Annotated in this window: 15 protein-coding genes; 6 read left to right on the top strand and 9 right to left on the bottom strand. The window is 32.3% G+C overall.

From position 1 onward, the window contains the following. Positions 1-216: 216 nt before the first annotated feature. The 4 genes from FQU21_RS13920 (at position 217) to lptB (ending at position 3,119) form a co-directional block, all read left to right on the top strand. Positions 217-1,134 (top strand): KpsF/GutQ family sugar-phosphate isomerase, encoded by a 918-nt coding sequence (locus FQU21_RS13920; protein ID WP_147678682.1) that lies wholly within the window; start codon positions 217-219, stop codon positions 1,132-1,134. Beyond that, the gene (gene tatC / locus FQU21_RS13915; protein ID WP_147678618.1) at positions 1,134-1,967 is read left to right on the top strand and encodes a twin-arginine translocase subunit TatC; all 834 of its coding nucleotides are present in this window, start codon (positions 1,134-1,136) and stop codon (positions 1,965-1,967) included. The genes FQU21_RS13920 and tatC overlap by 1 nt, the downstream gene beginning before the upstream one ends. Next, positions 1,951-2,307 carry a carboxymuconolactone decarboxylase family protein gene (locus tag FQU21_RS13910; RefSeq protein ID WP_147678617.1) on the top strand — a complete coding sequence of 119 codons (357 nt, stop codon included), beginning with the start codon at positions 1,951-1,953 and terminating at the stop codon, positions 2,305-2,307. Before tatC ends, FQU21_RS13910 begins: the two co-directional genes overlap by 17 nt. A 71-nt stretch (positions 2,308-2,378) precedes the next feature. Next, positions 2,379-3,119 carry an LPS export ABC transporter ATP-binding protein gene (gene lptB / locus FQU21_RS13905; protein ID WP_147678616.1) on the top strand — a complete coding sequence of 247 codons (741 nt, stop codon included), beginning with the start codon at positions 2,379-2,381 and terminating at the stop codon, positions 3,117-3,119. A gap of 9 nt (positions 3,120-3,128) precedes the next feature. Here lptB and FQU21_RS13900 read toward each other — a convergent pair whose 3' ends face one another. The 3 genes from FQU21_RS13900 to FQU21_RS13890 form a co-directional block, all read right to left on the bottom strand. Further along, positions 3,129-3,863 carry a hypothetical protein gene (locus FQU21_RS13900; RefSeq protein ID WP_147678615.1) on the bottom strand — a complete coding sequence of 245 codons (735 nt, stop codon included), beginning with the start codon at positions 3,861-3,863 and terminating at the stop codon, positions 3,129-3,131. Positions 3,864-3,985: 122 nt separating this feature from the next. Next, positions 3,986-4,870 (bottom strand): DUF808 domain-containing protein, encoded by an 885-nt coding sequence (locus FQU21_RS13895; protein ID WP_147678614.1) that lies wholly within the window; start codon positions 4,868-4,870, stop codon positions 3,986-3,988. A 14-nt stretch (positions 4,871-4,884) separates the two neighbouring features. Then, positions 4,885-5,643: a CDP-alcohol phosphatidyltransferase family protein gene (locus tag FQU21_RS13890; protein ID WP_147678613.1), complete on the bottom strand. Its 759-nt coding sequence runs from the start codon at positions 5,641-5,643 to the stop codon at positions 4,885-4,887. A gap of 154 nt (positions 5,644-5,797) precedes the next feature. Here FQU21_RS13890 and FQU21_RS13885 point away from each other — a divergent pair, with 154 nt between their 5' ends. Together FQU21_RS13885 and FQU21_RS13880 are read left to right on the top strand one after the other, a co-directional pair. Beyond that, positions 5,798-6,868: a putative type IX sorting system protein PorV2 gene (locus FQU21_RS13885; protein WP_456236601.1), complete on the top strand. Its 1,071-nt coding sequence runs from the start codon at positions 5,798-5,800 to the stop codon at positions 6,866-6,868. 12 nt (positions 6,869-6,880) lie between these two features. Then, on the top strand, positions 6,881-8,047 hold the full coding sequence (locus tag FQU21_RS13880) for a lipoprotein N-acyltransferase Lnb domain-containing protein (protein ID WP_147678612.1): 1,167 nt from the start codon (positions 6,881-6,883) through the stop codon (positions 8,045-8,047). A 27-nt stretch (positions 8,048-8,074) separates the two neighbouring features. Here the strand turns inward: FQU21_RS13880 and FQU21_RS13875 are convergent, their stop codons facing one another. From FQU21_RS13875 to FQU21_RS13850, 6 genes are read right to left on the bottom strand one after another with little or no spacing between them, the layout of a single operon-like run. Further along, complete coding sequence (locus FQU21_RS13875; protein ID WP_147678611.1) at positions 8,075-9,466, bottom strand: exopolysaccharide biosynthesis polyprenyl glycosylphosphotransferase; 1,392 nt, start codon at positions 9,464-9,466, stop codon at positions 8,075-8,077. Positions 9,467-9,521: 55 nt separating this feature from the next. Further along, a complete protein-coding gene (locus tag FQU21_RS13870) occupies positions 9,522-10,532 on the bottom strand; it encodes a glycosyltransferase family 4 protein (protein WP_147678610.1) in 1,011 nt (336 codons plus the stop codon). Then, positions 10,486-11,841, bottom strand: coding sequence for an O-antigen ligase family protein (locus tag FQU21_RS13865; protein WP_147678609.1), 1,356 nt, complete (start codon positions 11,839-11,841; stop codon positions 10,486-10,488). The genes FQU21_RS13870 and FQU21_RS13865 overlap by 47 nt, the downstream gene beginning before the upstream one ends. 2 nt (positions 11,842-11,843) lie before the next feature. Continuing rightward, positions 11,844-12,920: a glycosyltransferase gene (locus FQU21_RS13860; RefSeq protein WP_147678608.1), complete on the bottom strand. Its 1,077-nt coding sequence runs from the start codon at positions 12,918-12,920 to the stop codon at positions 11,844-11,846. Continuing rightward, positions 12,920-14,038 (bottom strand): glycosyltransferase family 4 protein, encoded by a 1,119-nt coding sequence (locus FQU21_RS13855; protein ID WP_147678607.1) that lies wholly within the window; start codon positions 14,036-14,038, stop codon positions 12,920-12,922. Before FQU21_RS13855 ends, FQU21_RS13860 begins: the two co-directional genes overlap by 1 nt. A gap of 8 nt (positions 14,039-14,046) precedes the next feature. Beyond that, positions 14,047-14,835: a hypothetical protein gene (locus FQU21_RS13850; protein WP_147678606.1), complete on the bottom strand. Its 789-nt coding sequence runs from the start codon at positions 14,833-14,835 to the stop codon at positions 14,047-14,049. Positions 14,836-14,844 lie beyond the last annotated feature (9 nt).

The following is a 14,844-nucleotide window of genomic DNA, read 5'->3' as shown; positions in this document are numbered from 1 at the left end:
TACGAAGACTGTTAATTGCAGTCAATTTCATTCCGTATTTAGAGTGTCTCATTCTTTTTTTCGTTAGTTTTGCAACGAAAAGTATAAGTCAAAATAAAATTAAATTTGGTTATCAAGTTTAAAGATAATAAAATCTTTAATGGTTAACCTATAAAAAAATAATAAATTTTGAGTAAAGAAAATTCTATTATTAAAACCGCAAGGCAAACTATTGAAATGGAAAGTAAAGCCATTTTAAATTTGTCTAGTTTAGTCACAGATGATTTTTCTGCAGCGGTACAACTTATTTACAAATCTAAAGGACGTGTAATTATTACTGGCATAGGTAAAAGCGCTATTATTGGAAATAAAATTGTAGCAACCTTAAACTCTACAGGAACCCCCGCTATTTTTATGCATGCTGCCGATGCTATCCATGGTGATTTGGGCTTAATTTTAAAAGACGATGTTGTTATTTGTTTATCTAAAAGTGGAAATACTCCGGAGATAAAAGTGATTATCCCTTTAATAAAACGGGCTAACAATAAAATGATAGCCATTACAGGCAACACCAATTCGTTCTTAGCGGAACATGCCGATTATGTTTTAAATGCCTATGTTGAAAAAGAAGCTTGCCCAAATAACTTGGCGCCAACAACAAGCACTACAGCTCAACTGGTTATTGGAGACGCTCTTGCGGTTTGCTTGTTAAACTTACGAGGCTTTTCTAGCACCGATTTTGCCAAGTACCATCCTGGTGGAGCTTTAGGCAAAAAACTATATTTAAAGGTTCAAGATATTTCTTCTACCAACGAAAAACCTGCGGTAAAAAGTACAGCTACCATTAAAGAAGTTATAGTAGAAATTACAAAAAAAATGCTAGGTGTTACAGCTGTAGTTGATAACCACAAAATTATAGGCATTATTACCGATGGTGATTTACGTAGAATGTTAACCAAAGTTGACGATTTCTCTAAACTTACCGCTAGCGACATTATGGGTGCAAACCCAAAACGTATAGAAGCAAACGCTATGGCTATAGATGCTTTAGAGCTAATGGAAGCTAACGATATTTCGCAACTTTTAGTTGAAGAAAACGGCAAATATGCAGGCGTAGTACACATTCACGATTTAATAAAAGAAGGTATTATATAATGGCAAAGAAAGATATTAACGAGATGTCTTTTCTAGACCATCTTGAAGATTTACGCTGGCACTTAATTAGAATTTGTTCGGCGGTAATGATAGTAGCAACATTAGCATACATTTTTAGTCGTTTTATTTTCGATCAAATTATTTTTGCGCCACTACACATGGATTTTCCAACTTACGATTTTTTATGTAAGGTGGCTCAGTTTTTAGAAGTAGACACCACATTTTGTGCCGACAAAATTCCACTAATACTACAAAACAGAACCATGGCGGGGCAATTTTCTGCCGATATTTGGACGGCTATTTTGGCTGGTTTTGTAATTTCATTCCCCTATGTTATTTACCAACTATGGAGCTTTATTAGTCCAGGATTACATAGCAATGAGCGCAAACATTCTCGTGGCTTCATCATTATCTGTTCTATTCTGTTTTTTATAGGCGTGCTATTTGGTTACTACATCATCACCCCGCTATCCATTAACTTTTTAGCAAATTACAGTATTTCTACCATGGTAGATAACCAAATAGACATTAGCTCCTACATTGCCTTAGTACGAGCTTCGGCATTGGCTTCGGGCTTAATTTTCGAACTCCCCATAATTATCTATTTTTTAACAAAAGTAGGTTTGGTAACTCCCGAAGTTCTAAAAAAATACAGAAAATATGCCATGGTAATTGTCCTTATTTTATCGGCGGTCATTACGCCGCCAGATATTGCAAGTCAAGTTATTGTAGCTATCCCCATTCTAATTTTATATCAAATAAGTATTACTATTTCTAAAATAGTAGTTAGAAATCAAAAACGAAAAGAGAAAAAAGATGTCAGAGTCCGTTAAAGCTTTCAACGATTACCGTGCTAAAATGAACGATAAAATTTTAGCCGATAACAACAAAATTATAAAACGCATTTTTAATTTAGACACTAACGCTTACGCGGAAGGTGCTCTAGATGTAAAAACCAAAGAATTACTTGGCTTGGTAGCTTCGGCTGTTTTACGCTGCGACGATTGTATAAAATACCATTTAGAAACCAGCTATAAAATAGGATTAAAAAAAGACGAAGTTGTAGAAGCTTTAAGTATTGCAACCTTAGTAGGCGGCACGATTGTTATTCCGCATTTACGCCGAGCGTATGAATTTTGGGACGAGCTGGAAGCCAACCATAAAACCCAATAAAAACATAAAAAACCAACAACTGTTAAAAAAGTGTATATGATTTCACTATTTTTAACCTTCATTACAAAGATATGATTTTAAAAGCCGAAAATTTAATGAAGTCCTACAGCGGACGCAAAGTGGTAAAAGATGTTTCCCTAAAAGTAAATCAAGGTGAAATTGTTGGATTATTAGGCCCCAATGGTGCTGGAAAAACCACCTCGTTTTACATGATTGTTGGTTTAGTAAAACCCAATGGCGGACACATTTTTCTTGATAACCAAGAAATCACCAACTACCCTATGTACAAACGTGCACAAAATGGCATTGGTTATTTAGCACAAGAAGCATCGGTTTTTAGAAAATTAAGTATTGAAGATAATATTTTAAGCGTGCTCCAACTTACTAAACTAAGTAAAAAGGAACAAATGCATAAAATGGAATCGCTTATTGAAGAGTTTGGTTTAGGCCACATTAGAAAATCTCGTGGCGATTTATTATCGGGTGGAGAACGCCGTAGAACAGAAATTGCACGGGCCTTGGCAACCGACCCGAGTTTTATTTTGTTAGATGAACCTTTTGCGGGAGTAGATCCCGTAGCCGTAGAAGATATCCAACGTATTGTTGCCCAACTAACTAAAAAGAATATCGGCATCTTAATAACAGACCATAACGTACAAGAAACCCTTGCTATTACCGACCGAACCTATTTAATGTTTGAAGGCAGTATTTTAAAAGCAGGAGAACCCGAAGAATTAGCTAATGACGAGATGGTACGTAAAGTATATTTAGGCCAAAACTTCGAGTTACGTAAAAAAAATATTAGAGAATAATAATTAATTCTATTCTGTAATATTTCTAATTTTAATGGATGTAACGCGATCAACACATGATAATTTCGTTACTAAATCGTAAGTATAAGGAATAGCTTGTTTTATATCAATACGCGTAATACTTCTAGGTGCACTAAAAACAATAATCACTTTATCATCCACTATTTCATGCTCCTGATATTGTCCAGATATACCAACATAAACAGTTTTTAACGCTCTCATTCTATAATTTGTGTTTATAGTATTTATTCGAATTTCTAGCAAATACAAATCGTCTGTTACTGATTTAAAACTACAACTAAGATTACCTGATAAAACAGCATTATGATCATATTGATAAGATTTAGGTAATAACTCAAAAGAGGTATCATAAATATACTTCCCATCTAACGAAACAAAAGTTAAATCATCATCAATTAATTGTCCTGGAGTAATTTCCCATGAGTTTTTTTCAGAAGTAGAATCTATAACCTCAGACTCCGGTGTATTTAAAGAATTTAAAACCTCCAAAGCTATAGGCTCTAATTTAGGAATACTTAAACCACTTATTTCAGAAACAGTCATCCCTTCTATATTATCCACTTTTAATGCGCTATTATTTATGGTAAAAGAACGCAATTTAATATCTGTTTTTACAATTTTATTAACCTTCAACTCCTTTTTTACAGGTTTTATTTGGCTAAAAAGTGTACTACTAAACAATAAAAAAGAAAATAGTGGAAATAATATTTTTAGATGCTTCATAATAAAGTTTTAAATTCTTACAAATCCGTAATATACTCATTTTTTCAAAAACAACACAACCTATTTAACTAATAACCAAAAAGATACCATAAAACATGTAGTTTTTTTGTGTTATTACCCCATTATTTCTTAAATGCTTTTAAAATAGCTCCAAATAATTTCACTAGTAACAAAACTACTAAGCCAACTCCTAAACCAATAACCGCATCTTTTACAAATGCAGGAATGGATTCTAATGTCTCTAAATAGTGATGCAAAAACTCAATATTGTGCGTAAAAATACCACCCGCAACTAATATGAGCGCAATAGTTCCTATAACAGACAAACTCTTGATAATAATTGGAAGCGCTTTTACCAAAACATGACCTATACTTGCTAAAAACCCCTTTCCGTCCTTACTGCTTTTTATTAAACGATAGCCCATATCATCCATTCTAACAATTAAAGCCACAATACCGTACACGCCAATAGTGGCAATAATAGCCACAATAGACACGACTAATACCTGAAACAAAAGCGGCTTTCCAACTACGGTTCCTAAAGCAATAATAACAATTTCTATGGATAAAATAAAATCGGTAAATATAGCCGATTTCACCTTTGTTTTTTCCTTTAATAAAAGGGCTTCTTCTGAAAGTGGTGCCTCTATAACACTTTTAACTTCAAGCTCATGTGGAAAAAAATATTCAACTATTTTTTCTACACCTTCATAAGCTAAATAAACACCTCCTAAAACTAAAATTAAAGTCACAACCCAAGGCAAAAAGTAACTGAGTAAAAAAGCAATGGGCAAAATAATGAGTTTATTTAAAAACGATCCTTTTGTAATAGCCCATAATACGGGCAATTCTCTAGAAGACACAAACCCAGTCGCTTTTTCAGCATTTACAGCCAAATCGTCTCCTAAAATCCCAGCCGTTTTCTTGGTGGTAATTTTACTCATTACCACTACATCGTCCATGAGTGCAGCAATATCATCGAATAACGCAAAAAATCCTGAGGCCATAATATTTCTTTAAATTATTGTTTTTTTGGAATCACATTATCTAAAACAGACATGCCTATATATAATAATATGATTAATGGTATTGCTGCAAACTGTAAAACGATTAAAAGCACAACGCATAAAATTATAAAAACATAGCGCATAACATTATCGCTAAAACCATAATTTTTAAATTTTAATGCGAATAGTTTTATGTTAGCGTTTAATATATAACAGCTTACCAAAGTGAGTATTATTAAAAACCATGGATTTAAAATAATAGCATTTATAACATCACTATTTTGAAATTCAATAATAAGAGGCAACGACAGTATCAATAAAGCATTAGCTGGTGTTGGCAAGCCTTTAAAATAAGTTTGCTGATCTTCATCTATATTAAATTTTGCTAATCTATATGCCGATGCTAAAGTAATTAACAACCCCATTAACGGCAAAATTTCTAACTTTGTGTCCATCCAATTTGAATGTTCTTGCCAATGAGAAGCTTCGGTATAAGTTTCAAAACCACCCGTGGCCATAAGTAACAATTTGTACATAATAACACCCGGAACCAAACCACTAGTTACCATATCGGCCAAAGAATCTAACTGTAAACCCAACGGACTAGAGACCTTTAATTTCCTAGCAGCAAAACCATCAAAAAAATCGAAAAATATACCTAAAAACACAAATAAAGCTGCGGCAACAAAATCGTTATTTACAGCTAAAATTACAGCAATACAACCACTCAGTAAATTTAAAAGTGTAATCGCGTTTGGAATGTGCCTTTTCATATAAAATTATTTAAAGTTGTAAAAATAGCAAACAATTTTCGTCTAAAACAATATCTCTAATAATTTCAAGTTTATAAACTTAAATAAGTTGAAGTTTCAATTTTAATTTTATGATTAAATGGGTATAATGTGCATCTTTGTAAAAAAAAATCGATTGAAACCATTTCTTAGCTTTTTATTTTTCACCCTTAGTATGTCAGTATTTAGCCAAACGGTTAGAAAATACTCCAATGAATTTATGAATATTGGTGTAGATGCAGCAGCTTTAGGTATGAGTGGCGCTGTAACGGCTCAAACTTCCGATGTTAATTCCGGTTATTGGAATCCTGCAGGGCTTTTAAAATTAGAAGACAATCAACTGTCCTTAATGCACTCGAGCTACTTTGCTAATATTGCAAATTACGATTATGCCGCTTTTGCTATGCCTTTGGATGATAGAAGTGCTATTGGCATCTCGCTAATTCGCTTTGCGGTAGACGATATTTTAAACACCACGCAGCTTATTGATGCACAAGGCAATATTAATTACGACAGAATAAGTTTGTTCTCTACCGCCGATTATGGTTTAACCTTTTCATACGCACATGCCTTACCAGTACAAGGTTTAAATTACGGCGTAAATGCCAAAGTTATTCGCCGAGTTATTGGTGAATTTGCATCGTCTTGGGGTTTTGGTTTCGATGTAGGAATGCAATTTGAAACCAATAATAATTGGAAATTCGGAATTATGGCTCGCGATATTACTACCACATTTAATGCTTGGGCTATAGATGAAGAAGAATTTGCAACGGTACAAGATGCCGTTGAAGGACAAAACCAAGAACTTCCTGAAACTACCGAAATCACCATTCCTAAATTACAAATAGGAATTTCAAAACTTATTGATTTCCACTATGATTATACCCTATTAACTGCCGTTAATTTGAATATCAGGTTTGCTGAAAACAACGATATTATATCCACATCGGTGGCGAGTATAAACCCTGCTTTAGGTTTTGAATTTGGGTATATCGACATGGTGTATTTACGTGGTGGCATGGGAAATTTTCAAAATGAGTTACAAATTGATAATACAGAACAATTAAGCTTTCAGCCTAGTTTTGGTGTTGGTTTTAAATACCGTGGCATCCAAATAGATTATGCTTTTACCGATATTGGCGACCAAAGTGTGGCATTATATTCTAATGTATTTTCATTAAAAGTAGACTTAAGCGTCTTTAGATAATATTCAATATTCATGAAAAAAATATGCTTTTTACTGCTTCTAATATTTTCATTTGAATTTATACAAGCACAAGAAAACCTACTATCGAATACTGCTGAAATTAGCGTGCTTACCGTTGGTCCCGGAACTGAATTAAATGATGCTTTTGGACATAGTGCCTTCAGAATAAAAGATACTTCGAAAGGATTAGATGTAGTTTATGGCTATGGTGAATACGATTTTGATTCGCCTAATTTCTATTTAAAATTCGCTCAAGGCAAATTAGATTATTTAATTAGTAAAACAGAATTTAATAGATTTTATCAAGTTTACGTTTACTATAATCGCACTATAAAATCGCAAGTTTTAAATTTATCTCAAACTGAAAAACAAAAGCTTTACGATTTTCTAATTAATAATTATAAACCCGAAAACAGACGCTATTTATACGAGTTCTTTTTTGATAATTGCGCCACTAGAATAAAAGATGTTACCAATATAGCTGTAAACAACACGCTTACATTTAATAAACCAAAAGATTTTGAAGATGCTACATTTCGAACTTTAATTTATGGAAATGTAAACAAAAATTCTTGGGGGAGTTTTGGTATCGATTTGGCTTTAGGCTCCGTAATTGATAGACAAGCAACGCCTGAAGAGCACATGTTTCTACCCGAAAATATTTATAAATTCTTTGAAGTAGCCACTATAAATAATGGAGAGACACCGTTAGTATTGCAAAGCCAGGTTTTATTCAAAAAAAAAGACAAATTCGTTTCTAATTCATTTTTAGCGAGTCCGTTATTTATAATAGGACTTATAGGATGCTTTATTATTTTCATCACTTATAAAGACTATAAAAACCAAACCCGAAGCAACTGGTTAGATGTAAGTTTATCTGTTATTACCGGCGTTATCGGTATTATTATTTTACTACTTTGGTTTGCTACAGACCACACGGGAACACACCAAAATTACAATCTCCTCTGGGCGTTTGTTCTAAATATTTTTGTAATTGGGCAATTTTTTAAAGATACGCCAAGTGCTTGGTTTGGTAAATATTTAAAACTTTTAGTCATTATGCTATGCTTACTTACCTTGCATTGGATTATTGGTGTTCAAGTTTTTGCTATTGGACTCATCCCGCTTTTAATAGCGCTATTTATCCGATATATATTCTTGATAAAACATTATAACTAAAACCTCCTTTTTTAAAAGCTTTTAAGCCTACTGTCCTCTAAAAAAAATAATGGTACTTATTGTTTTTACTACAATATTAAAATCTAAAAAAAAGCTACGATATTTAATATAAAACAAATCGTACTGTAGTTTTAATAAACTATCGTCGGTAGAATTTCCATATTTCATTTTTACCTGTGCCCAACCGGTAAGCCCTGGTTTTACCATGTGTCTTGTTTCATAAAAAGGTATTAGTGCAGACAGCTCTTTTACAAAAGGAGGGCGTTCTGGTCGTGGCCCAATCAAGCTCATTTCGCCTTTTAAAATATTGATAAATTGTGGTATTTCATCTAACCTTGAATAGCGTAAAAACCGCCCAAATGGTGTTATTCTAACATCATTTTTTTCTGCCCAAACGGCTCTATCTTTTTCTGCATTTTTAATCATGCTTCTAAATTTTATCATTTGAAATAACCTTCCATTTTTACCTACGCGTTCTTGCTTGTAAAATAGTTTACCTCGGTTCCCTATTATATTCCCTATTAAAATTAAAGGCAACAGAATGCCTCCCCCAATAATGCCAATTACTGAAATAATGATATCGAACAGGCGTCTAAAAAACAAATACAACTTATTTTGGTTATTTCTACTAAACGGAAAGTACTTATAAAAATCTTTTCCTATAAATTGTACGGGCACACTTTGGGTCATTTCCTCATAAATTTGGGTGTACTCTTTAATAGGGAAACCGCTTTCCAACAAAGTAATTAAATCACGATAAATTTCAACGGTAATAGCTTCTGGGTGATAACTTGCTATAACAATTTCTGATATTTTTTCTTCTTCAACAACCTGACAAATATCCTTTGGATTAAATTCTTTTAAACCGTCAAATTTTATACCGTTGTCTCGATCTATTTCTGTGTTTACAAACCCAACAATATGATAATTTGGATCGGAAGTTTTAAATTCTGCAACAACCGCTTTTATGTTAGAAAACTCCCCAACAACTAAAGCTTTTTTATAAAACCTGGGTGAGGCAATAAAGCTAATATACATCCACCGCCAGATAAATAAGCCTAATAATATAGACCCGTAAAAATATAGAATTTGCAAACGGTTATCGGGTAAAAATGGCGAATAAAAAGGGGTTAATAAATAAAACAATACGGTCGTAGAAACCGTAAGCACAATATTTGCAAAGGTTTTATCAATTTTACTCGCCTTTTGCAAGTCGTAAAGTTCAAAAATAGCTCCAAATAAAGCTAAATAAATAACGAGTATAACTATGCCTTTCCAGTTTGCTCTATTTATTACAAAATAATTAAATTCGAAAATATGGCTAACGCCATATAAAACCAATAATACAGATAAAATATCTAATACCTTCAAAAGCACCTTGCGCTCCGAAATATTAAAATGGATACTAAATTTGGACATTTTTAAGTAAATTAGGGTGCTGTAAAGATATAAAAGTATAGCAAACCAGACTTAATCATCTTAACAGATTGCACCATTTTAGCCTAACTTTATCCCAATCGTAATCTTCCGCCCTTCTCTTTGCATTATTAGCAATTTTGTAGGTATTATCTTTATTAATCATCATTTTTTTAATAGCCAAAACAAAGGCATCTACGCTATTTGCCTTTACTAATACCCCATCTATATTATTTTTTATTAAAAAAGGCATTCCCCCTACATGTGTTGATATCACTGGCAAACCTAAAGCCATGGCTTCAATAACGCTTACGGGAGTATTATCAATATTTGTTGTATTTATAAAAATATTAAAATCTTGTGCTTTTTTATGCCATTGTTTTTTTGTTAACCGTCCTGGAAACTCAACCTCAACTTGTAGTTTTTGTGCTAAACTTTTAACGGTTTTCATACTACCATCTTTTTCTGGACCAATCATACATAATTCGGCTTTTATATTTTCATCTTTTAAAGCTTTTAAAATTTTAACGGCTAGTGAAGGATTATATATTACTGAAAATGAGCGCACCCAAAGCATTTTAACTGTATCATAGTTTTTTGTTTGAAATTGATATGTTTTTAGCGCAATAGCATTAGGTATAAATAGGATGTTAGTATAACCATTTGTTTCGAAATGCGATTTTAGATATAATGAAGGTGCCACATTTTTATATGAATAATTAAAAACAGCTTTTGATAATTTAGGTGATGTTTTTAGCCTAGTAGGTAAGCTACCACCATGTAATATTGGTATATATTTTAAATGAAACAATCGGCATAATTGACTTACTGCAAAAGCATAATAAAAATTTAACGTGCTGTAGGTATCAATTAAAACATAATCTGTGGTTTTACGATACTTAAAAACCGCCCAAATCATATCAATAAATCGAAGTAAAATAGATTTATAGCTTGATGCATAGACAACCTGAAACCCCAATTCTTCCAACCCTTTTCCCAAAGTGTCGATCGTGGAATCCGTTTTACCTTTTTGCGATAACTTGTTTCCTATGTACAGGATTTTTTTCATTTACAATATCTAATAAACTTAAAGCATAAATAAACGCTGGTGCTGCAATTCGCATAGCGGAATGGTTAATTGTTAATAACCAAAATAGGTAAAAGGCATAAAAAAACACATTAGATTTATTCCCTAATCTTAAAAAAAGTGGGGCTAATAATAAAACTAAAAAGGCTAAAATACCAAATAAGCCATGTTCTGCAATGATCCGACTGACTTCGTTATGTGATGCCGCATGGATACCCGTTTTTTGAAACCTCACTTCTTTGGCTCGCCCAACGCCTATGCCAAAAAAAGGGTTATTAAAAAACTCTTCAATTTCTAGTAAAAATAAATCGCCCCGCCCTGTAGTAACATCCTTTTTTTCATGCCCCATAGCGTTTTGATTAGCGTATCGCTTATCAATATACCCATTGGTTTGAATGGACGAAAATAACACAGTAACTCCTGCTATGATACAAAAAACAAATCCAGAAAAAACCAAACCTTTACGTTCATGCTTTTTCATTGTTCTAAACTGGAAAAACATAAAAGCAAAAATCATGAGAACAGCGGTAATTACACCGCCTCTACTAAACGTTACAATGGCTCTAAATGCAAACAAAAAAATTAAGAGTAAATCTAAATATTTATGCCATTTGGTTGTTGAAAAATAGAAAAACCGAGCCGCCACCAAAAACATACCTAAACCTAAAACCGTTGCTACTTGGTTAGGGCCAAAACCTCCCGACGAGGCAAAATTAGAAGCTGTTCCTGTGGCAACATCAGATACATTAGGATTATATAAAAAAATATAAACTAATGTACTTACCAAGGGATAAATGGCATAATTAAAAATAGTTTCCAATTGTGTTTTAGTAATTTTTACACCAAAACAAAACAGTGCTGCAATTGCCAAACAAACCGGACCACTTAAATTAAAGGCAATGGCCTTTCTTATATTAATATCAGCATCTAACAACTCTAAAGACACATAAATACTAGGGATTAGTAAAACAATATATAGTAAATAAACACTCGCCTTTTTATTAAACCCATGGTGCATAAGTCCCATAATGGCAAGCAAAATTATTATGTATTTATTTGCTTCATAAAACAATATACCGCCAGACATTCTAAGGACCACCTCTGCCCCAATAACATAACTACCTGCTTTTAATATTTCAAACGCTTTTAATTTTTGAGGCGCATTTATTATTCTTAGTAAAAAATAGCCAACAATACCAAATAAAAATAAATTACCATACCCTCTGAACAGGAATAAAAACACACCAATTAAAATATGTAAGCCTAATATATTAAAATAGGAGTTTTTCATTACTAGCGAGTAATAGTTTTATAAACGGCAATTATTTGAGGTATAACAGATATTTTAGAAAAATGAGATTCCACCTGTTTTCTTAAAGCTTTCCCCATAAGAAGACTTTCAGCCTTGTTTTTAATTATATCTAGGAGTCCGTTATAAAGTGAATTTTCATTTTCAGGACTAACTAGTACCCCTAAACTCTTATTTTCTATAACTTTTGCACAATCTCCAACATGAGTTACAGCCACAGGTAAACCTGCTAAACCATATTCTAACAAAGCCAAAGGTAAGCCTTCTGATTTTGATGCCAAAACACCAATATCACTTTGCTTTAATATTTCGGAAACATCGTTACATGTTCCATAAAAATAAACATGTTTGGTGAGTTTTTCGTTTTTTATAAATTGAAAAACGGCTTCAGAACAACGATCATTAAAATTTTTCCCAACAAGATGTAAACTCCAATTGGACTCTATTTTAATAAGCAATTTAAATGCCTTTAATAAATTTAAATGATCTTTTTGAGGTCGTAGATTAGCCAAACAGACTATACGTTTACCCGCCATACCATTTAACAGGGTTTCTTGTACCGTATTTTTCACTGTTGCAAAATTAGGTAAATAACTTACCGATTTAGCATTTAGTTCCTGCTCTACCCAAACTTTCAATTTTGTATTTACACAAAACACATGATTAAAAAAGAAAGAACATAACTTTAAAATACGTTTAGGTCTTAGGGTTAAAAAATCACTATCGCCGTAATGGTCATGCCAAACTAATTTTAGTTCTGTATTTAAAATTTTTATTAGTGTTGCTAAAAAAAAGGAAGATGCATGTGCGTGAATAATAGAAATTTTATGCTTTTTAATAAAGCCCCGTAGCCGAAATATAGCTTTAAAATCTAGAGTTGAATTTTTGTTTAAAAACAAATACCCAACGTCTTTGTTAATTCTATTTTTTAGTAAACCCTCCTTTCGAGTGGCACATAAATACGATTTTTCAACTTCGGGCACCAAACTATTCGCTAAGTTTACCGCAACCCGTTCTGCGCCTCCAGCTTCTAAACTATCAATTAATTGAAGTACACGCATTATTTAGTGAGTAATTTTTTAATTTCCGATTCAAAATAATCTAAGGTATAATTTTGAGACCACTGAGCCGCTAATTTAGACATCTTATTTAAATCCTTTTCATCTAGCACACTTATAATTTTATTAACAGCACTATCAACCTCAGCTTCAATTAGAATCCCTCTACGCCCATCATCTAACATATTAGACACACAAGATACCGCTGTTGAAATAGGAATAGCTCCAAAAAACATGGCCTCGGCAACCGCTTTTGGCCAGCCTTCAGATTTTGATGGTAATAATGAGAAATGAGCTGTTTTTAAGTTTTCCTTAATAACTGATAGGGGTTGATTTCCTTCTAAAACAATAAATGAATTTAAATTATTGACATTAACATAATTTATCAATGACTCTTTTAAAATTCCATCCCCATACAACGTTAATTTAGCTTGCACACCTTTGCCGACTAAACCCTCAACTATTTTAATAGCTAACTCTGGACGTTTACCTGACACTAAACTCCCTACAAAAACAAAATTCAACACCGCTTTATAATTCCGACGTTCAACATCTTCTTTTTCTGAGTTTTTAAAAGACGCCGTAAAAAAAGGTTTAATATTTTTGGTTTGATGTTCCCATTCCCCATAAACAAGAACGGTCATGTTTTTAGTTAGAAACGTATTGCTTAAAATCCATTTCTGAAATTTATAGCTTAAAGGTTGTTTAGCTTTTGGATCCCAATTGCCCGCATATTTTGCCGTTTTTATTTTCTTCGGAAAACATATTTGAACGAAGCACCCTAATAAACCAATATTTCCGGGGCAGCGCAGATGGATATGATTGGCACGTTTACACGCTCGAAATAATCTAAACAAAATAAACGGTATGGCTAATAATGATTTTAAACCACTGCTAAAATTGATAAAAGCAATGGCTGGTATTTGCGTGAATTTAATATTATCGTGTTGATATGCAATATCTATTTCTGAAATTGACGTATCAATTATTGGGGCTACAATCTCAACCTCATCTATATGTTTTAGCCATAAATTCATCTCGCGTACGTAGGGTGCGTAAGCGTACCATTGTTTGGCATTTGATTTGTGTAGGACATGAGTTATTATTAAAAATTTTACCATTATTTTAATTAATGAGTTTTTGTCATAAAAAAAGAATGATTTATTACATTAATCTTGTCATTATTATAAATCACATCATAAAATTGTTTAAAATGTTTTTTTGTAAAATCACTTTTAATAGTTTTCCCCAACTCTACAGTTTTATTAAAATATGCTTCTTCTTTTTCTCCTAAATCCAATCCGTAAATTTCAATTGGTTTCTTCCCATAATAAGCTATTATATATGTAAAAACTAAAAGCACATAACCTGAATTCACACCAAAAAAATTAATTTCTAATTCTTTTTTTAAAAAATCTATTAATTCGTTATGTATATGATTTAATACATGATGCTCATTTGTATTTGTTATAATAGCTTCTTTTTTACTTCTGGTTTTTGTTTTAATATACGTATTCAACAAATCAAACTCTCTACTATTTTTTCTTGTTTTTGTTGTAAAATACCAAAAAAACGTCCCTTTCCAATTTGAGGGACTTTTAAATTTCTTCAAGTATTTGACTAAACAATATCCGTCATTTACTAAATATACAAAAGGCATATTCTTCATCAAATACAAAGCTCTATTAGTACAAAAGTATAAATTTTCTTTATTGTAATTCAAACTTCGAGATGATGGACCAGTAGCAACAATTACTATTGATTTGTATTTTTCAACCTCTAAATAATTAACAATAGATTGTATGTCTGGAAAACAACTAAAATCAGGTTTACTATTTCCCACACCTTTTGGATAAGGTTTCAATAAATGGTAAAAATGCTTATAATTACTTTTATTAAAAAAAGAAGCTAATTTCATATTTATAGT

Source organism: Algibacter pacificus (assembly GCF_008033385.1).
Lineage (GTDB): Bacteria > Bacteroidota > Bacteroidia > Flavobacteriales > Flavobacteriaceae > Algibacter > Algibacter pacificus.
The sequence above is the reverse complement of the archived record's forward strand: the minus strand, read 5'-3'. Positions and strand labels throughout refer to the sequence as shown.

Excerpts from the sequence above, each read along its gene's own strand:
- FQU21_RS13920 (WP_147678682.1), top strand. The coding sequence starts at position 217 with ATGGAAAGTAAAGCCATTTTAAATTTGTCTAGTTTAGTCACAGATGAT.
- tatC (WP_147678618.1), top strand. The coding sequence starts at position 1,134 with ATGGCAAAGAAAGATATTAACGAGATGTCTTTTCTAGACCATCTTGAA.
- FQU21_RS13910 (WP_147678617.1), top strand. The coding sequence starts at position 1,951 with ATGTCAGAGTCCGTTAAAGCTTTCAACGATTACCGTGCTAAAATGAAC.
- lptB (WP_147678616.1), top strand. The coding sequence starts at position 2,379 with ATGATTTTAAAAGCCGAAAATTTAATGAAGTCCTACAGCGGACGCAAA.
- FQU21_RS13900 (WP_147678615.1), bottom strand. The coding sequence starts at position 3,863 with ATGAAGCATCTAAAAATATTATTTCCACTATTTTCTTTTTTATTGTTT.
- FQU21_RS13895 (WP_147678614.1), bottom strand. The coding sequence starts at position 4,870 with ATGGCCTCAGGATTTTTTGCGTTATTCGATGATATTGCTGCACTCATG.
- FQU21_RS13890 (WP_147678613.1), bottom strand. The coding sequence starts at position 5,643 with ATGAAAAGGCACATTCCAAACGCGATTACACTTTTAAATTTACTGAGT.
- FQU21_RS13880 (WP_147678612.1), top strand. The coding sequence starts at position 6,881 with ATGAAAAAAATATGCTTTTTACTGCTTCTAATATTTTCATTTGAATTT.
- FQU21_RS13875 (WP_147678611.1), bottom strand. The coding sequence starts at position 9,466 with ATGTCCAAATTTAGTATCCATTTTAATATTTCGGAGCGCAAGGTGCTT.
- FQU21_RS13870 (WP_147678610.1), bottom strand. The coding sequence starts at position 10,532 with ATGAAAAAAATCCTGTACATAGGAAACAAGTTATCGCAAAAAGGTAAA.
- FQU21_RS13865 (WP_147678609.1), bottom strand. The coding sequence starts at position 11,841 with ATGAAAAACTCCTATTTTAATATATTAGGCTTACATATTTTAATTGGT.
- FQU21_RS13860 (WP_147678608.1), bottom strand. The coding sequence starts at position 12,920 with ATGCGTGTACTTCAATTAATTGATAGTTTAGAAGCTGGAGGCGCAGAA.
- FQU21_RS13855 (WP_147678607.1), bottom strand. The coding sequence starts at position 14,038 with ATGGTAAAATTTTTAATAATAACTCATGTCCTACACAAATCAAATGCC.
- FQU21_RS13850 (WP_147678606.1), bottom strand. The coding sequence starts at position 14,835 with ATGAAATTAGCTTCTTTTTTTAATAAAAGTAATTATAAGCATTTTTAC.